This is a genomic window from Xanthomonas sp. BRIP62411 (assembly GCF_003993525.1).
In the GTDB taxonomy this organism is placed as follows: Bacteria; Pseudomonadota; Gammaproteobacteria; order Xanthomonadales; family Xanthomonadaceae; genus Xanthomonas; species Xanthomonas euroxanthea.
In genome coordinates, this window is the sequence record NZ_QEZI01000005.1 from 209,942 (window position 1) to 230,640 (window position 20,699).

18 protein-coding genes are annotated in these 20,699 nt (G+C 67.0%); 8 read left to right on the top strand and 10 right to left on the bottom strand.

What is annotated here, in order from left to right:
* From pcaF to EO139_RS02870, 3 genes are read right to left on the bottom strand one after another with little or no spacing between them, the layout of a single operon-like run.
* A complete protein-coding gene (pcaF, locus tag EO139_RS02860; RefSeq protein ID WP_104650584.1) occupies positions 1 to 1,209 on the bottom strand; it encodes a 3-oxoadipyl-CoA thiolase in 1,209 nt (402 codons plus the stop codon).
* Positions 1,206 to 1,994: a CoA-transferase subunit beta gene (locus tag EO139_RS02865; protein WP_126969233.1), complete on the bottom strand. Its 789-nt coding sequence runs from the start codon at positions 1,992 to 1,994 to the stop codon at positions 1,206 to 1,208. The genes pcaF and EO139_RS02865 overlap by 4 nt, the downstream gene beginning before the upstream one ends.
* Complete coding sequence (locus tag EO139_RS02870) at positions 1,991 to 2,857, bottom strand: CoA-transferase (protein WP_126969234.1); 867 nt, start codon at positions 2,855 to 2,857, stop codon at positions 1,991 to 1,993. Before EO139_RS02870 ends, EO139_RS02865 begins: the two co-directional genes overlap by 4 nt.
* 256 nt (positions 2,858 to 3,113) lie before the next feature.
* Between EO139_RS02870 and EO139_RS02875 the strand changes: the two genes are divergently transcribed.
* From EO139_RS02875 to glpK, 7 genes are all read left to right on the top strand, one after another.
* Positions 3,114 to 4,190, top strand: a complete 1,077-nt coding sequence (locus tag EO139_RS02875; RefSeq protein WP_104583851.1) for an aromatic ring-hydroxylating dioxygenase subunit alpha — start codon at positions 3,114 to 3,116, stop codon at positions 4,188 to 4,190.
* Between the two features lie 22 nt (positions 4,191 to 4,212).
* Positions 4,213 to 5,016, top strand: a complete 804-nt coding sequence (locus tag EO139_RS02880) for a GntR family transcriptional regulator (RefSeq protein ID WP_104650581.1) — start codon at positions 4,213 to 4,215, stop codon at positions 5,014 to 5,016.
* Complete coding sequence (locus EO139_RS02885; protein WP_126941560.1) at positions 5,009 to 5,992, top strand: PDR/VanB family oxidoreductase; 984 nt, start codon at positions 5,009 to 5,011, stop codon at positions 5,990 to 5,992. The genes EO139_RS02880 and EO139_RS02885 overlap by 8 nt, the downstream gene beginning before the upstream one ends.
* Positions 5,993 to 6,047: 55 nt before the next feature.
* Positions 6,048 to 6,875 (top strand): DeoR family transcriptional regulator, encoded by an 828-nt coding sequence (locus EO139_RS02890; protein ID WP_104650580.1) that lies wholly within the window; start codon positions 6,048 to 6,050, stop codon positions 6,873 to 6,875.
* A gap of 223 nt (positions 6,876 to 7,098) precedes the next feature.
* Positions 7,099 to 8,613: a glycerol-3-phosphate dehydrogenase gene (gene glpD / locus EO139_RS02895; RefSeq protein ID WP_126969235.1), complete on the top strand. Its 1,515-nt coding sequence runs from the start codon at positions 7,099 to 7,101 to the stop codon at positions 8,611 to 8,613.
* 179 nt (positions 8,614 to 8,792) lie between these two features.
* Entirely contained in the window at positions 8,793 to 9,614 is an 822-nt protein-coding gene (locus EO139_RS02900; RefSeq protein ID WP_104650579.1) for an MIP/aquaporin family protein, read from the top strand.
* A 133-nt stretch (positions 9,615 to 9,747) separates the two neighbouring features.
* Complete coding sequence (gene glpK / locus EO139_RS02905) at positions 9,748 to 11,247, top strand: glycerol kinase GlpK (protein WP_104583856.1); 1,500 nt, start codon at positions 9,748 to 9,750, stop codon at positions 11,245 to 11,247.
* A gap of 135 nt (positions 11,248 to 11,382) precedes the next feature.
* Here the strand turns inward: glpK and EO139_RS02910 are convergent, their stop codons facing one another.
* Positions 11,383 to 11,895: a nuclear transport factor 2 family protein gene (locus tag EO139_RS02910; protein ID WP_104583857.1), complete on the bottom strand. Its 513-nt coding sequence runs from the start codon at positions 11,893 to 11,895 to the stop codon at positions 11,383 to 11,385.
* Between the two features lie 257 nt (positions 11,896 to 12,152).
* On the bottom strand, positions 12,153 to 13,337 hold the full coding sequence (gene pobA, locus EO139_RS02915) for a 4-hydroxybenzoate 3-monooxygenase (RefSeq protein ID WP_126969236.1): 1,185 nt from the start codon (positions 13,335 to 13,337) through the stop codon (positions 12,153 to 12,155).
* A gap of 98 nt (positions 13,338 to 13,435) precedes the next feature.
* Between pobA and EO139_RS02920 the strand changes: the two genes are divergently transcribed.
* On the top strand, positions 13,436 to 14,332 hold the full coding sequence (locus tag EO139_RS02920; RefSeq protein ID WP_126969237.1) for a helix-turn-helix domain-containing protein: 897 nt from the start codon (positions 13,436 to 13,438) through the stop codon (positions 14,330 to 14,332).
* Between the two features lie 596 nt (positions 14,333 to 14,928).
* Here the strand turns inward: EO139_RS02920 and EO139_RS02930 are convergent.
* From EO139_RS02930 to EO139_RS02955, 5 genes are all read right to left on the bottom strand, one after another.
* Positions 14,929 to 16,410 (bottom strand): benzaldehyde dehydrogenase, encoded by a 1,482-nt coding sequence (locus EO139_RS02930; RefSeq protein ID WP_115675716.1) that lies wholly within the window; start codon positions 16,408 to 16,410, stop codon positions 14,929 to 14,931.
* Positions 16,411 to 16,438: 28 nt separating this feature from the next.
* Positions 16,439 to 17,206, bottom strand: coding sequence for a coniferyl-alcohol dehydrogenase (locus tag EO139_RS02935; RefSeq protein WP_126969239.1), 768 nt, complete (start codon positions 17,204 to 17,206; stop codon positions 16,439 to 16,441).
* A gap of 33 nt (positions 17,207 to 17,239) precedes the next feature.
* A complete protein-coding gene (locus EO139_RS02940) occupies positions 17,240 to 18,259 on the bottom strand; it encodes a transporter (RefSeq protein ID WP_241235897.1) in 1,020 nt (339 codons plus the stop codon).
* 130 nt (positions 18,260 to 18,389) lie between these two features.
* A complete protein-coding gene (locus EO139_RS02945) occupies positions 18,390 to 18,866 on the bottom strand; it encodes a MarR family transcriptional regulator (protein WP_104583863.1) in 477 nt (158 codons plus the stop codon).
* 586 nt (positions 18,867 to 19,452) lie between these two features.
* Positions 19,453 to 20,697 (bottom strand): HD-GYP domain-containing protein, encoded by a 1,245-nt coding sequence (locus EO139_RS02955; protein WP_126969241.1) that lies wholly within the window; start codon positions 20,695 to 20,697, stop codon positions 19,453 to 19,455.
* Positions 20,698 to 20,699: the final 2 nt, after the last annotated feature.

The following is a 20,699-nucleotide window of genomic DNA, read 5'->3' on the forward strand; positions in this document are numbered from 1 at the left end:
CTACACGCGCTCGATTGCCAGCGCCACGCCCTGCCCCACCCCGATGCACATGCTGGCCAGCCCGAGCCGCCCGTCGACCGCTTCCAGTTGCCGCAACAAGGTCAGTGCCAGCCGCGCGCCGCTCATGCCCAGGGGATGGCCCAGCGCGATGGCGCCGCCATTGGCGTTGACGTGCGCGGCATCGTCGGCCAGGCCGAACGCGCGCGTGCAGGCCAGCACCTGCGCGGCAAAGGCTTCGTTGAGTTCGATCGCATCGAACTGCGCAATGCCCAGGCCCAGGCGTGCCAGCAGGCGCTGCGTGGCCGGCACCGGGCCGATCCCCATGTAGGCCGGCTCCACACCCGCCGAGGCGAAGCCGAGCACGCGCGCGCGCGGGGTCAGCCCATGCGCGTGCACGGCCTGCTCGGATGCCAGCAACATGGCGGCAGCGCCATCGTTGAGACCGGACGCATTGCCGGCCGTCACCGTGCCGGGCTGGCGGAACACCGGCTTGAGCTTGGCCAGCATCTCGGCGGTGGTGTTCGGGCGTGGATGCTCGTCGCGATCGACAGCGGTCGCCTCGCCCCCTTTGCGTGCGGTCACGGGCACCGGGGTGATCTCCCCCTCGAAAAATCCCGCTGCCTGTGCGGCGGCGGCGCGTTGCTGGCTACGCAGCGCGAACGCATCCTGGTCTTCGCGCGCGATGGCGTGGCGCTGGGCGACGTTTTCGGCGGTTTCGCCCATCAGCTCCACGCCATAGGCACCCTGCAGGCGCGGATTGACGAACCGCCAGCCCATCGTGGTGTCTTCCAGCTGTTGGGTGCGGGCAAACGCGCTCTCGGCCTTGCCCATGACCCAGGGCGCGCGGGTCATCGACTCGACCCCGCCGGCGATCGCCAGCCCCAGTTCGCCGGCACGGATGCCGCGCGCCACCGTGCCGACCGCGTCCAGCCCGGAACCGCACAGGCGATTGAGCGTGCTGCCCGGCACCGAGCTGGGCAAGCCCGCCAGCAGCAGGCTCATACGCGCGACATTGCGATTGTCTTCGCCCGCCTGGTTGGCGCAGCCCAGGTAGACATCGTCGATCAGCGCCGGTTCCAGCTGCGGATTGCGTGCCATCAACGCGGCGATCGGGACCGCGCCCAGGTCGTCGGCGCGCACCCCGGCCAGTGCGCCGCCGTAGCGGCCGATCGGCGTGCGGATGCCATCGATCAGATAGACCGCGCTCATGCCTCGGCTCCGGCTGCCTGTTTGCCGTGCGCCGCGTCGGTGCGTGCCTGCAGCGCGCGCAGTGCCTGCAATTCCGCGGCACTGGGCGGCGTGGTCTGCGCCAGAGCGTCGGCAAAGCGGATCGACCAGCCGGTGGCGGCGCGCACCTGCTCGCGGGTGCTGCCGGGATGCAGCGCGGTGACGGTGAGTTCGCGGGTCACGGGGTCGGGCTCCATCACGCACAGGTTGGTGACGACCACGCTGGGGCCGGCGCCGGGCAGGCCGGCACGCTGCCGCGCATCGCCACCGTCCAGATGCCCGACCGTGGTGACGAAGTCCAGCGCGGGCACGAAGCTGCGTGTGGATTGGCGCATGATGATGAACACCTGCTTGGCGCTGGCCGCGATCTCCGGTGCCCCGCCTGCGCCGGGCAGCCGCGTCCTGGGCGCCGCGTACGGGCCGATCACCGTGGTGTTGAGGTTGGCATGGCGATCGATCTGCGCCGCGCCCAGGAAGCCCACGTCCACGCGGCCACCCTGCAGCCAGTAGCGGAAGATCTCCGGCGTGGAGACCACGGTGTCGGCGGTGTCGGCCAGTTCGCCGTCGCCGATCGACAACGGCAGCACATCCGGGCGCGCGCCGATCGGGCCGGATTCGTAGATCAGGGTGGCATCCGGCGCATGCGTCAGCCGCGCCAGGTTGGCGGCCGTGGACGGCAGGCCGATGCCGACAAAGCACACCGCGCCATCGGGCAGGCGCCGCGCCGCCGCCACGGTCATCATCTCGTTGGTGCTGTAGTCGCTCATGCGGCCACCTGCAGCAGCAGCGAGTGCGCGTACACGCGCTGGAACGCTGCGAAATCGTCGGTGTCGAGAATGTGCGTCTGGATCCAGGCCTGGAAGCGTGCGCGGTCGCGCGCGATCGCATCCCAGGCCAGATAGAAGCGGTTGTCGCGGGCGTAATAGCCATGCGCGTACGAGGGCGCGGCGCCCCCGGGCACGTGGCAGACCGCATCGACCACCCAGCGCGGCAGGATGCAGGCGTTGGGCGGCGCCTCCAGCGTGTCGACGATCTCCTCCACCGTGACGATCACCTTGCGCGCGGCCAGCGCGGCCTCTTTCTGCACGCCCAGGATGCCCCACAGCAGCACATTGCCGCGGCGGTCGGCCTGCTGCGCATGGATCACGGTGACATCGGGGTTGACCGCCGGCGTGGTGGCCAGCGTCTCGCCGGTGTAGGGGCATTGCAGGAAGCGGATGCTGTCGTTGACGCGCGGCAGGTCCGAGCCGACGTACCCGCGCAGCACCGCGAACGGCAGGCCCGAGGCACCGGCCACGTAGGCATTGGCCATGTCGGCATGGCTGTGTTCGCGGATCTGCAGCGGCTGCGGCCAGCCGTGTTCGACCGCATCGCGCAACCGGTGCAGCGAGCCGACGCCGGGATTGCCACCCCAGGAAAACCGCAATGCCGATGCGCAGCCGGCGCCGATCAACTGGTCGTAGATCAGGTCCGGGGTCATGCGCACCAGGTGCAGGTCGCGCTTGCGCTGGCGGATCACCTCGTGGCCGGCCGCATGCGGAATCAGATGGGTGAAGCCTTCCATCGCCACGCAGTCGCCATCGGCGATCAGCTGGGACACTGCTTCTGAAAGGGGGACGATCTGGGCCATTGCCTGGGTCCTGCGCAGCGAGCGTGTGGTCACGTTAGGCGCAGCTGCACGGCCCGGTCAATGCGATTATCGGTGCATTAATTCGATAATCGCACAATTTCGTTGCGCGACTGACGCTCCAACATTGTCTCCGGTGTATACATAACTTCGCTTGCAAGCAGACGCCAGCGCTGGCATGGGCGTCAACTGGTTGCCAGCCGGCGCCCCACTGCCGATCCGCACCCCAGGTTGTATACAAACCCCAGGAGTCACGGTCATGTCCCAGTCCAAGCAGCTGTTTCCCCTCAACGCGTGGTATGCCGTCGCCTGGGACCACGAGATCAAGCACGCGCTGACCCCGCGCAAGGTCTGCAACCTGGATGTGGTGGTCTACCGCAGCACCGCCGGGGCGGTGATCGCGCTCGAAGATGCGTGCTGGCATCGCCTGGTGCCGCTGTCGATGGGCAAGCTGCGCGGCGACGATGTGGTGTGCGGGTATCACGGGCTGGTCTACAACAGCCAGGGCCGCTGCGTGCACATGCCCTCGCAGGAGACCATCAATCCCTCCGCATGCGTGCGCAGTTTTCCGGTGGCCGAGAAGCATCGCTATGTGTGGATCTGGCCGGGCGACCCGGCGCAGGCCGACACCCGCCTGATTCCCGACCTGCACTGGGCGCACGACCCCGCCTGGGCCGGCGATGGCCGCACCATCTACGCCAAGTGCGACTACCGGCTGGTGCTGGACAACCTGATGGACCTGACCCACGAGACCTTCGTGCATGGCTCCAGCATCGGCCAGGACGAGATCGCCGAAGCGCCGTTCGAGGTGATGCATGGCGACCGCTCGGTGGTGGTGTCGCGCTGGATGCGCAATATCGACGCGCCACCGTTCTGGGCCAGCCAGATCGCGCGCCATCTGGATTACCGCGGCAAGGTCGACCGCTGGCAGATCATCCGCTTCGAAGCGCCCGGCACCATCGCCATCGATGTCGGCGTGGCCATCGCCGGCACCGGCGCGCCGGAGGGCGACCGCAGCCAGGGCGTCAACGGCTACGTGCTCAATACCATCACGCCCGAAACCGACACCACCTGCCACTACTTCTGGGCGTTCATGCGCAACTACGCGCTGCACGATCAATCCCTGACCACGCTCACCCGCGCAGGCGTCACCGGCGTGTTCGGCGAGGACGAGGCGGTGCTGGAAGCGCAGCAACGCGCCATCGACGCGCATCCGGATCACACCTTCTACAACCTCAACGTCGATGCCGGCGGGATGTGGGCACGCCGCGTGATCGACCGGCTGATCGCCCAGGAACAGCGCGCGCAGGAACTGTCGCTGCGCATGGTGGGCTGAGGCAGCGCGCCGGGAGCTCCGTATGTCGCCCACCACTCCGTTTCGCAGCAGTGCCGCGCAGACCACGCGTGCGCTGCTGTCGCTACGCGAACTGATCCTCGACGGCACCCTGCCCGCCGGAACGCGCCTGTCCGAGCTGGCGGTGGTGCAGCGGCTGGGCATGTCGCGCACCCCGGTACGCGCGGCGTTGCAGCGGCTGTGCGAGGAAGGCCTGGCCAGCGCACTGCCGGGCGGCGGCTATGCGGTGCAGGCCTTCAGCGAACGCGACGTGCACGATGCAATCGAGCTGCGCGGCACGCTCGAAGGCCTGGCCGCGCGCATCGCGGCCGAACGCGGCGCATCGGCCGCGGCACTGGCCCAGGCACGCCAGTTGCTGGACACGCTCGACGGCATCGTCGGCCCGCCGCTGCAGGCCATCGACTTCAGCGCGTACGTGCAGGCCAATGCGCAATTCCACGCGCTGCTGGTGGCCATGGCCGGCAGCGATGTACTGGGCCGCGAACTCACCCGCGTGCTGCAGCTGCCGTTCGCCTCGCCCAACAGCCTGGTCATGGCGCAGACCACCAGCACCGAGGCGCGGCTGATCCTGACCCTGGCGCAGGACCAGCACCGCGAAATCATCGCCGCCATCGAGGACCGCCAGGGCGCGCGTGCCGAAGCGCTGATGCGCGAACACGCACGGCTGGCCCATCGCAATCTGCGTCACGTGCTGCAGACCCCGGCGGCGATCACCCGGGTGCGCGGTGGTGCATTGATCGGCCGCGCCCATCCCGCCACCGCTGGCAGCAGCCAGCCCGCCCTTCTGCCTGGAGTTCCCCATGCGTAAAGACACCCAGTGGCACCGCGCCCATGTCGTCAGCATCGCCGATGCCTGCGAGGGCGTGCGCGAGATCGTGCTCGACCCGGGCACCGCGGCACGCGGCTTCGAGGTCGGCAGCCATCTGGATTTTCGCCTGCAGCTGCATGGCCGCGCCGACGTGCGCTCGTACTCGCTGGTGGGCGAGCCGCGTGCCGACGGCTATTACCAGATCGCGGTACGGCAGATGCCCGACAGCCGTGGCGGCTCGCGGCACATGTGGACGCTGCAGCCCGGCGATGTGGTGGAGATCTCCCCGCCCAGCAACAACTTCGCGCTGGATGAAGGCGGCGAGGAGATCCTGCTGATCGCCGGCGGGATCGGCATCACCCCGATCATCGGCATGGCGCAGCGGCTGGCGCGCCGCCACCGCGCGTTCCGCCTGCTCTATGTCGGACGTACGCGCCGTGCAATGGCCTATGTCGACGAACTGGAAGCGCTGCTCGGCGAGCGCCTGCAACTGCACTGCGACGATGATGCCGGCCGGCCGGAGCTTGCTGCCGAGCTGGCGCGGCTGTCGCCCACTGCCGAGGTGTACGTGTGCGGCCCGCTCGGCATGCTCGAAGCGGTGCGCCAGCACTGGCACGCGGCCGGGCGTTCGCGCGCACGGCTGCATTTCGAAACCTTCGGCAACAGCGGGCGGGTGCCGGCGCAGGCCTTCGTGGTCAAGCTGCCCGGGCTCGGGCTGGAAGTGCCGGTGGCCGAGAACGAATCGATGCTGGATGCGCTGGCCGACGCCGGGGTGGAGCTGATCGCCGAATGCCGGCGTGGCGAATGCGGGCTGTGCGCGGTCGAGGTGCTGGACAGCGCGGCCGATATCGATCACCGCGATGTGTTCTTCAGCGACGAACAGCGCCGCGAGAACCGCAAGCTGTGCGCCTGCGTCTCGCGCGCGGTGGGCGGCAGCATCAGCATCGATACCGGCTACCGGGGCGAGCTGGGCTGAGCGCGGCCATCGACACGCCGGCGCTCACGCGGCGCGTGTTTGCATCCTCACGCGCATGCGCGATCATCTGCGCATGGAGTCGACTCACTACAGGACGGTCCCGGCGCCGGCACTCAACCCGCGCCAGGAACAATTGGTGGCATTGGTGCGGCAGCAGGGCTTTGCCGAGGTGGAAGGGCTGGCGACGCGCTTTGAGGTGACGCCGCAGACCATCCGGCGCGACCTGACCCTGCTGTGCGATGCCGGCGTGCTGCGCCGCTATCACGGTGGCGTCAGCATGCCCTCGAGCGTGGAAAACCTGGCCTACACCGCGCGCAAGGCGCTGCAGGCGCGCGAGAAACAGCACATCGCCGCACAGGTCGCCCGCTTCATCCCCGACGATGCCTCGCTGTTCATCAACCTGGGCACCACCAACGAAGAGGTCGCGCGCGCCTTGCTGCAGCACCGCGGCCTGCGCGTGATCACCAACAACCTCAACGTGGCGGTGATGCTCAGCGCCAATCCCAGCTTCGAGGTGATCGTGGCCGGCGGCGTGGTGCGCGGGCGCGACCAGGGCGTGACCGGCGAGGCGACGGTAGAGCTGATCCGGCAGTTCAAGGTGGACTTTGGGGTGATCGGCATTTCCGGCATCGACCTGGATGGCACCTTGCTGGACTTCGACTACCAGGAAGTACGCGTGGCCCAGGCCATCATCGAACACTCGCGGCAGGTGTTGCTGGCCGCCGACCACAGCAAGTTCGGCCGCAACGCCATGGTGCGACTGGGCGCAATCGCCCAGGTGCACGACTGGTTCACCGACCGGCCGCCGCCGCAGGAGCTGGCCGCCGTGCTGGCCGAGGCCGGCACCCGCGTGCACCTGGCCGCGCCCGGCAACGCCGGCTGAGCCGATTGTTCGTTTGTGTGCGTTTGCGCAATGCACACCCCGATTGAATCGCCCGATCGATCCACCCTGGCGATCGAATTTGAGTTCCCGATAGGCTCAAACATTAGAACGTCGCCCGCAGCCCGGGCGTCGCAGCTCTTCACGTTCCAAAAAGGTTTGATGTTCGAATATGTTCGAACATGACAACTTGGGTTCGCTCCTGCGCGCCCGGACGGAGACACCAATGGGCGAGACATACGATCTTCTGGTGATAGGCGGCGGCATCAACGGGGTCGGCATCGCCCGCGATGCGGCCGGGCGTGGCCTGTCGGTGTGCCTGTGCGAGCAGGACGACCTGGCCGCGCATACCAGCAGCGCCAGCACCAAGCTCATTCACGGCGGCCTGCGTTACCTGGAGCAGTACGAGTTCGCGCTGGTCGGCAAGGCGCTGGCCGAGCGCGAAGTGCTGCTGCGGCTGGCCCCGCACATCATCTGGCCGCTGCGCTTCCTGCTGCCGCATCAACCGCATCTGCGCCCGGCCTGGATGATTCGCGCCGGCCTGTTCCTGTACGACCATCTTGGCGGCAGCAAGCGCAGCCTGCCGCGCTCGCGCCGGCTGTCGCTGCGCACGCACCCGGTCGGCCAGCCGCTGCAGGAATCGCTGCGCACCGGCTTTGTCTATTCCGATGCCTGGGTGCAGGACGCGCGGCTGGTGGTGCTCAATGCGATGGACGCCGCCAGGCGCGGTGCCCAGATCCGCACGCGCACGCGCTGTGTCGGTGCCTGGCGCGATGCGGGCTTCTGGTACGCCGAACTGGAAGACCGCGACGGCCGCCGCCGCACCGTGCAGGCGCGCGCGCTCGCCAATGCGGCCGGGCCGTGGGCGGTGTCGTTCCTGGACAAGGTGGCCGCGGTGCCGCACAAGCACGCACTGCGGCTGGTCAAGGGCAGCCATATCGTGGTGCCAAAATTGTTCGACCACGACCATGCGTACATCTTTCAGCAACCGGATCGGCGCATCGTGTTCGCCATTCCGTACGAGCACGACTTCACCCTGATCGGCACCACCGATGTGGACTACCAGGCCGACCCCGCCGCACCCAGCATCGATGCGGCCGAGGTGCAGTATCTGTGCGAGGCGGTGAACCTGTATTTCCAGCAGCAGATCAGCCCCACCGATGTGGTGTGGAGCTATAGCGGCGTGCGCCCGCTGCTCGACGATGCCGAAGACAACGCCGCCGAAGTCACCCGCGATTACCAGCTGGAAGTGCTCACCGACGGCGCACCATTGCTCAACGTCTTCGGCGGCAAGCTGACCACCTATCGCAAGCTGGCCGAAGAAGCGGTCGACCGCCTGACCCAGGCGCTGGGTGCACGCAAGCCGGCGTGGACCGCGCGCGGCGATGCATTGCCCGGCGGCGAACAGCGCGATATCGCCAGCCTGCTCGAACGCGTGCGCACGGCACGCCCGTGGCTGCCGGCACCCACCGCGCAGCGGCTGGTGCGCAACTACGGCACCTGCGCGGAGCAGCTGCTGGGCGATGCACAGGATATCGCGGCATTGGGCACGCACTTCGGTGCCGATCTGTACCAGGCCGAGGTGGACTACCTGTGCGCCCACGAGTGGGCCGCGACCGCCGACGACATCCTGTGGCGCCGCAGCAAACTCGGTCTGCGCATCGACGCGGCCGGGCGCGCGCGCCTGGAAGCGTACCTGCAGACGCAATCAGTCCGGCAGGCGGATGCCGTGCCGGCCTGATCGAACCGCGTTGCCGGCGAGGACGGGTCGTTCGGCAACGTATCCTGGCGCATTCGCCGGCATCATCCTGAGTCACGTGGAGGGCACCCCCAGATGAGCATTACCCAGCACCCCTGCGCGCCGATGCGCGCGTCGCACCATCCTGCCTGCGTCGTCGCCATCGGCACGGGGTCGCGCGCATGAGCCGCCAACTGGTGGGTGAGTTGATTTCCGAAGCGGTGGCGATGTTCATCATCATCGCGCTCGGCGATTCGGTCGCGGCCATGTACGTCCTCTACGACCCCAGCCCGTACCAGAACGCCTATTGGGGCGTCTGCATCGCCTGGGGCCTGGCGGTGACGCTGGCGATCTATGTCACCGGCTCGGTGTCCGGCACGCATGCCAATCCGGCAGTGACGCTGGCGCTGGCATTGTTCCGCGGGTTCTCCTGGAAGAAGGTGCTGCCGTACTGGGGCGCGCAGGTGATCGGTGCGTTCCTGGGCGCGGCCATCGTCTACCAGTTGTATGGCCCGGTGATCGACCACTACAACCAGGTGCAGCAGCTCACCCGCGAAGCCGGTGGCGCCGCCGGAGTGTTCTTCACCGCCCCCGGCCTTGCGGTCACGCCGATGCATGCGCTGGTCGACCAGATCATCATCACCGCGTTCCTGATCTTCGGCATCTTCGCCATCACCGAGCAGTTCAATGAAGCTGCGCCGACCGCCAATTCCGGCGCGCTGATGATCGGCCTGCTGGTGGCCACGCTGGGCGCATCGATGGGCTATCTGGAAGCCTGGGCGATGAATCCGGCGCGCGACTTCGGCCCGCGCCTGTTCGCCTACCTTGCCGGTTGGGGCGAAGCCGCTTTGCCGGCCAAGGACAACTACTGGTGGATCCCCATCGTCGGCCCGTTGATCGGCGGCCCGATCGGCGCGCTTGCCTACCAGTGGCTGATCCTGCCGTTCCTGCCGGCACGCGTGCGCCACCTGCAAGGCGGCAAAGCGCCGCTCGATCCGCGCTGACTGCGATGCTGCACGACTGACAGCACCGCGCCGCTGTGGAGCAGGCCCCGGTTTCCTTGGCCTCTCGAACAGCGGCGTGCATTGCCCACTTTCTCGCCGTGCGCCAGCGCCGGCATTGTTCGAGGAATCTCCGATGGAAAAGCAATACGTCCTTGCGATCGATCAAGGCACCACCAGCTCGCGCGCGATGCTGTTCGATCGCAACGGCAAGGTGGCCGGCGTGGCGCAGCGCGAATTCGGCCAGATCTTTCCGCAGCCGGGCTGGGTGGAACACAATCCGCGCGAGATCATGACCAGCGTCTACACCACGATCACCGAGCTGCTCAACAATGCGCAGATCGATGCGCGCTCGATCGCCGGCATCGGCATCACCAACCAGCGCGAGACCGCGGTGGTGTGGGACAAGGCCACCGGCCAGCCGATCTACAACGCCATCGTCTGGCAATCGCGGCAGACCAAGGACATCTGTACGCAACTCAAGGAGGCCGGGCACGAGCAGATGGTGCGCGACAAGACCGGCCTGCTGATCGATGCGTATTTTTCCGGCACCAAGGTCAAATGGATCCTCGATCACGTCGACGGCGCCCGCGAACGCGCGCGCAACGGCGAACTGGCCTTCGGCACCATCGACAGCTGGCTGATCTGGAATCTCACCGGCGGCAAGGTGCACGTCACCGACTACACCAATGCCTCGCGCACCTTGATGTACAACATCCACACGCTGGAATGGGATGCCGAGCTGCTGGCCATGCTCGACGTGCCGAAGGAGATGCTGCCGGAGGTGCGCTCGTCCAGCGAAATCTACGGCATGACCCAGACCCAGTATTTCTATGGCGAGCAGGTGCCGATCGCGGGCATCGCCGGCGACCAGCAGGCGGCGTTGTTCGGCCAGGCCTGCTTCGAACCGGGCATGGCCAAGAACACCTACGGCACCGGCTGCTTTGCGCTGATGAATACCGGCGACAAGGCGGTCGCGTCCAAGGCCGGCCTGTTGACCACGATTGCCTGGGGCATCGACGGCAAGGTCGAATATGCGCTGGAAGGCTCGATCTTCGTCGCAGGATCGGTGGTGCAATGGCTGCGCGACGGCCTGCGCATGCTCGGCAAGGCCAGCGACTCGCAGGCCTATGCCGAACGCGCCGGCGACAACGACGGGGTCTATCTGGTGCCGGCCTTCGTCGGCCTGGGCGCGCCGTACTGGCGCAGCGATATCCGCGGCGCGGTGTTCGGGCTGACCCGCGGCACCACCAAGGAACATTTCGTGCGCGCGGCGGTGGAATCGATGGCGTACCAGACCCGCGACGTGTTGACCGCGATGCAGGCCGATTCGGGCATCGAACTGAAGGAACTGCGCGCCGACGGCGGCGCGATCGCCAACGATTTCATGGCGCAGTTCCAGAGCGACATGCTCAACGTGCCGGTGCTGCGCCCGGAAGTAGCCGAAACCACTGCGCTCGGCGCGGCCTATCTGGCCGGCTTGGCAACCGGGTTCTGGAGCAGCCGCGAAGAGATCGCCAAGCAGTGGGCGGTGGATCGCCGCTTCGAGCCGACCATGGCCGAGGACAAGCGCGAACAACTGTATGCCGGCTGGCAGCAGGCGGTGGAAGCGACGATGGGCTTCCGCATCAGCTGACCGCTGCCATCAAGACGACGACGCCCGCCATCAGGCCGGCGTTGTCGTTTTCGTCAACCACGTGCATGGTTGTTACTCCCTGCACGGATCACGCATTGCAGAGCTGCACGCTGCAGCCCTGCAACGCAGCAGCGATTACTGCCCGCCGGTATTGGCGCGGCCGGCAATGGTGTCCGGATCCCAGTGCTCCTTGATCAGGCCCTTTTCGATGCGGAACATGTCGAACCAGGTGGTGGTGTAGGTCTTGCTCGGATCGCGCGGATCCGGCAGCGTGCGCACCGACACCAGCGTGACCAGGTCACGGTCGGCGGTGATGGCCACCAGCGGCAGCTGCACGCGTTCCTGCACCGGTGTCGGCGGCACGAACGCGGTCAGGAACGCGATGAAGGCATCGCGGCCGTTCGCCACGTTCGGGTTGTGCTGGATGTAGTTCTTGTCCATGTATTTCGGCGCTTCCTGCACCTGCCCGGCCTCGAACACGATGCGCCAGAAGTCGTAAACCAGCCGCTTGTTGACAGTCTCCGGCCAGGTGGAGCCGAGCAGCATCTTCTGGTGGTTGGGATTTTCGGTCACCGCGGTCTGCGCGAACGCAGCCACCGGCGCTACCAGCATGACCAGTAGCAAGGCGCGGGAGAACAGCTTATTCATGGAAGACTCCTTATGTGGAGACGGGCGCTACGCTGGCTGGAACGCCAGCACGGTGCGCCGCTGATTGGGGGAATGACGCGCCTTGGCATACAGGGTTTCTACGCGTCGCCACCAGCCTAACGGCCGCGTCTGCTCGCCCGCTAGCCGCCCTGGAGTGCACCAGGGCACTTCCGGCATTGGTGGTAATCCGACGGTAACCACTGCAGCCGAATTCTCAGGCGCACACGAGGGATCTCCGGCATCGGTCATGGCCACACTTACTCCGGCAGTTCCACCAGTGGCAGGCCGGCATAGTTTTCAGCCACCGTCGCGCGCCCTGCCTCGCTGCCCAGCAGATACTCCAGTTCCGCGGCATGAATGCGTGCGGTGAACGCGTCCTGGTCGGCGAAGGTATGCAGCAAGGTGGTCATCCACCATGAAAACCGTTCGGCCTTCCAGACGCGTTGCAGCGCCAGCGCCGAGTACCGTTGCAGCACCTCGGCGTCGCCACGCGCGTTCCAGCGCTCGAACAATTGCGCAAGCAGGCCGACATCGGCCAGCGCCAGATTCAAGCCCTTGGCGCCGGTGGGCGGCACGATATGCGCCGCGTCGCCGGCCAGGAACAGGCGCCCGTACTGCATCGGCTCGGCGACGAAGCTACGCAACGGCGCAATGCTCTTTTCGATCGATGGCCCGGTGATCAATTGCGCAGCCAGCGTCTCGGGCAACCGCGCACGCAATGCATCCCAGAACGCCTGGTCGCTCCATGCCTCTACCCGCGCATCGGCCGGTACCTGTACGTAGTAGCGCGAACGCGTCGGCGAGCGCATCGAACACAACGCGAAGCCGCGCGGGTGCTGCGCGTAGACCAACTCGTCGTGGACCGGCGGGGTGTCGGCAAGCACGCCAAGCCACCCGAAGGGATACACCCGCTCGAACAGGCGCAGTCGCTCGGGCGGAATGCTGGCGCGGCTGATGCCATGGAAGCCGTCGCAGCCGACGATGTAGTCGCAGTCGATGCGCTGGCGCCGGCCTTCATGGGTGAACTCCACCGCGGGTGCGTCGCTTTCCACCCCGCACAGCGTCACGTCCTGCGCGCTGTAGTACGTCGGCGCAGCGCTGCGTGCACGTGCCTGCATCAGATCGGCAGTGACCTCGGTCTGGCCGTAGACGGTGACGCTGCGTCCGCAACCGCGCAGCAGGTCGATCCGCTCCCGGCGGCCATCCAGCGACAGTTCGAAGCCGTGATGCGGCAGGCCCTCGCGCTGCACGCGTTCGCCAACCCCTGCCCGCTGCAACAGCGCCACACTGCCCTGTTCCAGCACGCCGGCACGAATCCGCCCCAGCACGTGGTCCGGCGTCTGCCGCTCGATCACCACGGTGTCGATGCCGGCCCGTAGCAACAGCTCGCCCAGCAACAGGCCGGACGGGCCGGCGCCGATGATCGCGATTTGGGTGCGCATGCAATGCTCCTGCCCCAGCTGACGGATGCAGGCCAGTGTGGGTAGCCAAGCGCGTGCAGTGAAGGGATGATTGCGCGCAGTGCTTGGACTTTTCGACGATGCCCAGACGCGCGCACGCCATTGCTGCAGCCACCGCGGTGCCCGCCTTCGGCCTGTACGGCGAGCAGCACGCCGACACACCCGAGTTGTTGCATTGGGAGTCGATTGCCGCACGCAGCCGGCTACATGACTGGCACATCACTCCGCACCGGCACGAGGACCTGGCACAGTTGTTGTACGTGCAACGCGGGCCGGCGACGCTGCAGCTGGATGGCCGCAGCCAGCGCCTGCGTGGCGCGCGCGTGATCTGGCTGCCGCCGCTGTGCGTGCATGGCTTCGGGTTCGATCCGCGGGTGCGCGGCCACATCATCACCTTGTGCATGCCGCTGGTGCGCGGCGCCTTGAGTGCTGCACCACTGTTGCAGACTGCCCTGACCATCCCGCAGGTCCTGCACGCACAACGCGCACGCGGGCTGCTCGACGTGCTGTTCGCCAGCATTGCCGACGACCATGCCTGCCGACGCGTCGGCCATGAGGCCGCATTGCACGCCGCCGCAGCGCAGTTGTTGATCTGGACCGCCCGCACGGCGCTGGAACACGCGCAGGATGCCGCTGCGGTGAGTCCGTATGCCGACCCGGCACTACGCCATCTCCGCGGCTATCAGGCCTTGATCGACGAGCATTACCGTGCGCATTGGCCGATCTCCCGCTATGCCGAGCAATTGGGCCTGACGCCGGGCCATCTCAACGCGTTGTGCCAGCGACTGGCCGGCGCCTCGGCACTGCAATTACTGCAGCGCCGCATCATGCTCGAAGCCCGCCGCAGCCTGCGCTACACCAGCCTGAGCGTGCAGCAGATCGCCGCCGACCTTGGATTTTTCGACGCTGCGTATTTCAGCCGCTATTTCGTACGTCACGCCGGCTGTTCGCCGACGCGCTTTCGCGCTGGCGATTAAGAGCGGCCGATCCGTGGGCTGGTTGCAGGGTTTTCAACAAAGTAACCAGCGGACTGTCCGGTGCGGTGTCCTCGCTGATTGCCGGACCGTGTGGCGGCATGAATGCCGCCACCGAGCCCCCAGGGATGGGTTCACGGCGTGTCCCGCAAGCGTTGAGGGCAGCGCGCACTCGGTGCTGTCAGTTTGCTGCAGGGTCCTTGCCCGCCCACCATCGCAGGACACGCCGCAAGTACGTCCATGTAGGCTCCGGCGCGGCATCCATGCCGCTCAGGGTCCCGCGACGGTGAGCGGGCAAGGACCCAGGCGAGATGGTCGGTGTGCAAGGCTAAGAGCCGTGCTGGATGCGCCTTGTTCGACCATGGAGCATCGGCTCCATGTCTGATGCACACCGCACGAGAGACAGCTATTCAGATGAGTGCCGGCCAACTGTCTGGTGCGGTGTCCTTACCGGTTGCGGGACCGTGTGGCGGCATGGATGCCGCCACCGAGCCCCCAAGGACGGGTTCACGGCGTGTCCCGCAAGCGGTGAGGGCACCGCGCCCTCGACGCCGCGAGTGTGCTGCTTGGCCCTTGGCGCAGTCGGTCGCCCACGCCGATCAGAACGGGTATTGCGGCACTTCGTTCTTGATCGTCAGCCACTGCCAGTGGGTGTACTGCTCCCAGTCGGCCGGCCCGCCGACACTGGTGCCGTTGCCCGAGGCACCGGTACCGCCGAAGGGGTTGATGACTTCGTCGGACACGGTCTGGTCGTTGATGTGCAACAGGCCGGTATGGAGCTTGTCGCCCAGGTTCATCGCGCGCGACACCGATGCCGACAGGATGCCGGCGGCCAGGCCGTACTCGCCATGGTTGGCCAGTTCCGCGGCTTCTTCGTCGGTGTCGAACACGGTGATGTTGATCACCGGCCCGAAGACTTCCTCGTCGAATGCACGCATGCCCGGACGCACATTGGACAGCACCGTCGGCGCATAGAACAGGCCTTCGTTGCTGGCACCGGCTTCCACCACCGCACCGGCGGCGACGCTGTCGTCCACGATATCGATCACACGCTGCAGCTGGCGCTGGTCGATGATCGGACCCAGTGCCACGGTGCCGCTGACCGGATCGCCGACAGGCAGATGCCTGGCCTTTTCAGCCAGCCGCTGGGTCAGCGCATCGGCAATACTGCGCTGGACCAGCACGCGGCCGGTGGCCATGCAGATCTGCCCTTGATGCATGTAGGCGCCGAACGCCACGGCAGAGGCCGCCCTGTCCAGATCGGCGTCGTCGAGCACGATCACCGCGTTGTTGCCGCCCAGCTCCAGCGACACCTTCTTCAGGTGCCGGCCCGCGATCTCGCCGATGCGTCGCCCGGCAGCGGTGGAGCCGGTAAAGGCAATCATCGGGACATCCGGCGATTCGACCAGCGCCTGGCCGATGGCGGCATCGCCGTGCAGCACGTGCAACAAGCCCTTCGGCAGGCCCGCTTCCTCCAGCACCTGCGCGATGACCACGCCGCCGGTGTACGGCGTGCGCGGGTCAGGCTTGAGCACCACCGCATTGCCCATCGCCAGCGCCGGAGCCACCGACCGCAGCGACAGGATCAACGGAAAATTGAACGGGGAAATCACCGCGATCACGCCCAGCGGCAGATGCCGGGCCAGGCTGAGCTGGCCGGCGCCGGTGGGCAGCACCTGGCCGACGGCCTGCAGCGGCAGCGCCGCCGCCTGCTGATAGAACACCACCGACTCGTTCACTTCGCGCTGGGCCTTGGGCAGGATGCCGCCGGTTTCGCGCGCGATCAGCAGCGCCGCTTCCGCACTGCGCGCTTCCATCAGCTGCGCGGCACGGTGAAACACGGCAGCGCGCTCACGCGGCGTCGTGGCTGCCCAGGCACGTTGCGCTTTTTTCGCCAGCGCCACGGCAGCGGCGACATCGGCCAGATCGGCCTTGCCCACTTCGTGCAGCAGCTTGCCGGTGGCCGGTTCGATGATCTGCGCGGTGCCGCCGTTGCCGGGCACCCAGTCGCCATTGAAGATACAGCCATGCCACGCCGGGACGGACGACGCGGCAATCGCGGTGTTGGGGAGAGCGTTCATGGTCTAGCCTCCTGCTGAGGGGGTGGTGTTACAGGGTGGTGGACGCCAGCCCGCCATCGACCGGCAAGGTGATGCCGTTGATCCAGCGCGCAGCATCGGAGGCGAGAAACACGATGGCCTCTGCCACCTCGTCGGCGTACGCCGGACGCGTCATGCGCTTGGCGTCTTCCTTGACGCGCTCCTCGCCGAGCATGGTGACGAAATCGCCGAGAATCGGCGTAAACACCGGTCCGGGCGCGACGTTGTTGACGCGCACGCCATGCTCGGCGAACCAGGTCCGCGACTGCAGTAGGGTCCATACGATCAGCGCTTCCTTGAAGTACTGGTAGCAGGTGTCGTGGCTCACCGGATGCGCCTGCAACCACGCAGTGCCGGACGCAAAGCTGTCGGTGGCGGCCAGTTGCTTGTGCAGCTCCAGGCGTTGCGGCCATTCGGCGCCCAGGATGGAGGCCACGTTGATGATGGAACCGCCAGGCGTCATGCGCGGCAGCAGCGCCCGGCTCAAATGGCGCAGACCCAGGTAGTTGACGCGCGCCACGACCTCCAGCGGTGCGGTGCCGGGAACGCCGGCCACGTTGGCCAGCGCGTCGATGCGCTCCGGCAAGGCCTGCACCAGCACATCGATGGACGCCGGATCGCCAAGATCGGCCTGGTGGAACCCGTGCAGCGACATCTGCACCGGCGTGCGATCGACGCCGATCACCCTGGCGCCATGGAAACGGGCCAGGCGCGCCACTTCGGCACCGATGCCCGATGCCACGCCGGTGACCACGATCGTCTTGTTCTGCAAATTCATTGCCACTCTCCGAAGAGGCCGGCCGTACCGGCGCTAGAACACATGGACGTACTGCAGGTTGACGTTGTTGCCGGAGGCAGCGTTCTTGACCTCCACCGGCAGATACACATTGGCAAACAGCATGTTGTTGGCATCCATCCGCCATACACCGCCGGGGCCGGCATAGAACACGCGTTGGCGGGTGTCGGCCACGCGCTGCCCGTTGGTGCGGTTGTCGCGGAACTGGGTGAGGTAATAGGCATTCACGCCAAGGCGGATGTCGGGCACCACTTCCCAGGATGTTGCGAAGTTGATCCAGCCCGCATCGCCGGCCTGGCCGTTGCGGAACGCAAAGCCCGGCGGCAGGTTCGGACGCCGCTCGCTGCGGAAGTTGTAGATGTAGTTGATGCGTGCGCTGACTTCCCAGTTGGGCGTCGGGAACACGGTGAACGCGTATTGCGGCACCAGCGACCAGTAGCCGGCGCCCTGATTGAGGTCGCGGTCGCGGTCGAACTTGCCGGTCGGCGCGATCGCATTGATTTCGAAACGCTGCGAAAACACCGGCCTGCCATTGCGGATCACCGGCAGCATCTGCAGATAGGGGCCAAAGGTCAGGTCACCCACACCGGCGCCGTTGTCGCGCAAGCTGGCAATGCTGTTGCGCCCGAACGAGGCATCCAGGTTGATCAGCGGCAGCAGCGTGTTGATGCCAACCGCGCCGCCAAAGAGCTGGTACGGCGTGACATAGGCGACCTGGGTCAGCAGCAGGGTCGAATCGATGCGTGGGCGATCGAACACCGGCACGTCGTTGCCGCGGGAATCCTTGACCGCATCCAGTGAGCTCTGACGCAGATAGGTGATCACCGCCCAGCCGGGCGTGGTGCGGGTGAAGCCGTCCAGATAGCTGGTACCGCCGGTATTGATGCCGTTGGTCAGCGTCGTACTCTGCGGCAGGTTCTGCGCCGCGGCGGTGCCGGCAGCGAGCAGCGCCACCGTGGCAAGCGCTGCGCGGCGCAGCCCCGACGCGCGGGAAGACAACCCAGACAGGACCGATCGATAGTTCACTGCAAACATCTCCAGCACGGGGAGGGACAGCGGACACTGCGGCGGAACAACGGTCAGGCAGGCGCGATCGACACGCCGGCGACGGCGCGTGCAAAGGCCAGGTGGAAAGCGGGCCGTGCGCCTGCACGGCAGCTGCGGATCAGGCGGTGTCCAGACGGTCCAGCCGGTCGAGCGCGCGCAGCAACGGCGCCTCGCTGCTGCCAAGCACCACGCTGAGTTGCTGTTCCATCCGCAGCACTTCGGCCTCGGCGGCGCTCAGCAGGGTCACACCGGCGGTGGTCAGCGACAGGTGCTGCATGCGTCGGTCCTGGCGTCCCCGCACCTGCCGCAGCAGCCGGCGCTTGACCAGGCGTGCCACCACGATCGCCAGGTTGGGCGCCGACACGTGAAGCACATCGCCGATCTGGCGTTGGTTGATGCCCGGGTTTCCGTCCACCAGCATCAGCAGCGAGAAGTCCACCGGCTTGAGATCGAACGCTGCCACGCAGTCCTGAAACATCCGCCGCACCAGCAACTCGGTGCGGGTGATGCGGTAGCCCAGCAGCCGCAGCAGGCGCGCCTGATCCACCGTGGTGACGGCATCCGGCGGCAGGGCGGCATTGGCAGTGACGGACATGACGGTTCTCGCAGCGAAGACGACGGGCGGACCGGTGCGCGCAACGCACACTGCCCGCAACGCCGGTCCGCGGCGTGAGCTGCATTGTAGACGCGCTCAGGCATGCCGAGGGGGGCGTGGCCCCGTCGTGCAGGCAGGCCACAGCATGTAGGTGCCGGTCCAGCGCCAGCACAGGGCGGCCGTCTGCGGCGGCAGGCAGGTGTGGGAAGCGACGGTCATCCAGGCACGGCTGAGACATGGGTTCCAGGTTGGCAAGTGATTGCGTTCCGGAATAGTTATGGATCATAACTACATTGCCAAGCTGCAGCGCAGCATGGTCGCGCTCGCCAGGCTGACCAATGCGCCTGGTGGTGGTGCGGCAACCGGCTTGCGGCCGGCGCGCCGGGCACGGGTGCGTGCGGTGTGCCGGGCCTGGCAGCGGTGGCGGCAAGCACGAGGACAACGCTGCGGTTGTCACCACGCGACGCTTGCGCATCCAGCCCAATCACCCAGCGGGATTCCTCAACTGGCGTGGCGCTCGCTCGATGCATCTGCGTGCCAGCTAGGCCAACTGCTAACTGGTGGCCTACGGGTTACGAATTACCGATTACGGCAACCATAGCTTCTCGAGGTCGCGGAAGCCCCAGTCGGTGGGGCTTTCCATCTGTGCGATGCGGTCCTGGCAATCCGGCCGCGACAGATCGATGTCCTGCACCAGCACATGGCTGCGCAACTTGGCCGAATAGAACACGCGGACCTTGGGCTTGAGCAGCGCATCGGCGGTCTGCTCGATCACCACCGCCAGTCTCTGCGACTCCAGCCGCACCAGCGAGCCGACCGGATAAATCCCCAGCCGGCGCACGAAGGCCTGGAACACCACCGGGTCGAAATGCCCCTGCCACGACGCCATGCGCTTGAGCGATTCGGCCGGATCCCAACCGCGCTTGTAGGGGCGGTCGGAGCTGATGGCGTCGTACACATCGCACACCGCGCCCATCCGCGACATCAGTGAGATGTCCTCGCCCACCAGGCGGTTCGGGTAGCCGCTGCCGTCCATTTTCTCGTGATGGTGCAGCGCGATCTCCAGCACCACCGCGTTCTGCACGCCGCCGGCCACCAGCAGGCGATGACCATCCAGCGGATGCTGGCGCATGACCTCCATTTCGTCGTCGGTGAGCTTGCCCGGCTTGTTGAGGATGTCCAGCGGCGTCACCGCCTTGCCCATGTCGTGCAGCAGGCCGCCCATGGCCGCCTCGACGACCTGCCCTTCGGGCAAGCCGAGCTGGCGCGCCAGCCCGCTCATCAGGCCGGCCACCGCCATCGAATGCAGATAGGTGTAGTCGTCGGCGGTCTTGAGCCTTGCCACGCTGATCAGGGCCTGCGGATGCCGCAGGACCGACTCGTTGATGGCTTCCACCAGCGGCATCGCCGCCTCGGTGTCGACGGTACGTCCAAGCCGCACGTCGCGGAACATCGCCTCGACCGTGTCGCGCCCGTCTTCGAAGATCTTGCGTGCGCGCACCACTTCGGACTCGATGCCGACCTGCGCGGTGACGCTATTGGTGCGCGCGGTGCGCGTGGCGGTGGGCGGTTCGGGCGTCGGTGGTGGTGATGGTGACGGTACCGCCAGCTCGGGCTCCGGGTCGGGTGCGTCCGGCGCCGCCGTTTCCAGATCCAGGCCACGCGCGGTATCGATCACCAGTTGCTCGATCCGGCTGCCATGGATCTTCTCCACGTCATCCGAATCGACCAGGAACGAGGTCTTCCAGAACGGATGGTGCACCCACGCGCCCAGCAGCTTGTAGACATACATGCCGGGGCGGAGTTGATCGGAGTCGATGGTTCTGAGCATGC

What these genes read in the sequence shown, in the direction of transcription:
- pcaF (WP_104650584.1), bottom strand. Translation starts at nt 1,209, where the DNA reads ATGAGCGCGGTCTATCTGATCGATGGCATCCGCACGCCGATCGGCCGC.
- EO139_RS02865 (WP_126969233.1), bottom strand. Translation starts at nt 1,994, where the DNA reads ATGAGCGACTACAGCACCAACGAGATGATGACCGTGGCGGCGGCGCGG.
- EO139_RS02870 (WP_126969234.1), bottom strand. Translation starts at nt 2,857, where the DNA reads ATGGCCCAGATCGTCCCCCTTTCAGAAGCAGTGTCCCAGCTGATCGCC.
- EO139_RS02875 (WP_104583851.1), top strand. Translation starts at nt 3,114, where the DNA reads ATGTCCCAGTCCAAGCAGCTGTTTCCCCTCAACGCGTGGTATGCCGTC.
- EO139_RS02880 (WP_104650581.1), top strand. Translation starts at nt 4,213, where the DNA reads ATGTCGCCCACCACTCCGTTTCGCAGCAGTGCCGCGCAGACCACGCGT.
- EO139_RS02885 (WP_126941560.1), top strand. Translation starts at nt 5,009, where the DNA reads ATGCGTAAAGACACCCAGTGGCACCGCGCCCATGTCGTCAGCATCGCC.
- EO139_RS02890 (WP_104650580.1), top strand. Translation starts at nt 6,048, where the DNA reads ATGCGCGATCATCTGCGCATGGAGTCGACTCACTACAGGACGGTCCCG.
- glpD (WP_126969235.1), top strand. Translation starts at nt 7,099, where the DNA reads ATGGGCGAGACATACGATCTTCTGGTGATAGGCGGCGGCATCAACGGG.
- EO139_RS02900 (WP_104650579.1), top strand. Translation starts at nt 8,793, where the DNA reads ATGAGCCGCCAACTGGTGGGTGAGTTGATTTCCGAAGCGGTGGCGATG.
- glpK (WP_104583856.1), top strand. Translation starts at nt 9,748, where the DNA reads ATGGAAAAGCAATACGTCCTTGCGATCGATCAAGGCACCACCAGCTCG.
- EO139_RS02910 (WP_104583857.1), bottom strand. Translation starts at nt 11,895, where the DNA reads ATGAATAAGCTGTTCTCCCGCGCCTTGCTACTGGTCATGCTGGTAGCG.
- pobA (WP_126969236.1), bottom strand. Translation starts at nt 13,337, where the DNA reads ATGCGCACCCAAATCGCGATCATCGGCGCCGGCCCGTCCGGCCTGTTG.
- EO139_RS02920 (WP_126969237.1), top strand. Translation starts at nt 13,436, where the DNA reads ATGCCCAGACGCGCGCACGCCATTGCTGCAGCCACCGCGGTGCCCGCC.
- EO139_RS02930 (WP_115675716.1), bottom strand. Translation starts at nt 16,410, where the DNA reads ATGAACGCTCTCCCCAACACCGCGATTGCCGCGTCGTCCGTCCCGGCG.
- EO139_RS02935 (WP_126969239.1), bottom strand. Translation starts at nt 17,206, where the DNA reads ATGAATTTGCAGAACAAGACGATCGTGGTCACCGGCGTGGCATCGGGC.
- EO139_RS02940 (WP_241235897.1), bottom strand. Translation starts at nt 18,259, where the DNA reads ATGTTTGCAGTGAACTATCGATCGGTCCTGTCTGGGTTGTCTTCCCGC.
- EO139_RS02945 (WP_104583863.1), bottom strand. Translation starts at nt 18,866, where the DNA reads ATGTCCGTCACTGCCAATGCCGCCCTGCCGCCGGATGCCGTCACCACG.
- EO139_RS02955 (WP_126969241.1), bottom strand. Translation starts at nt 20,697, where the DNA reads ATGCTCAGAACCATCGACTCCGATCAACTCCGCCCCGGCATGTATGTC.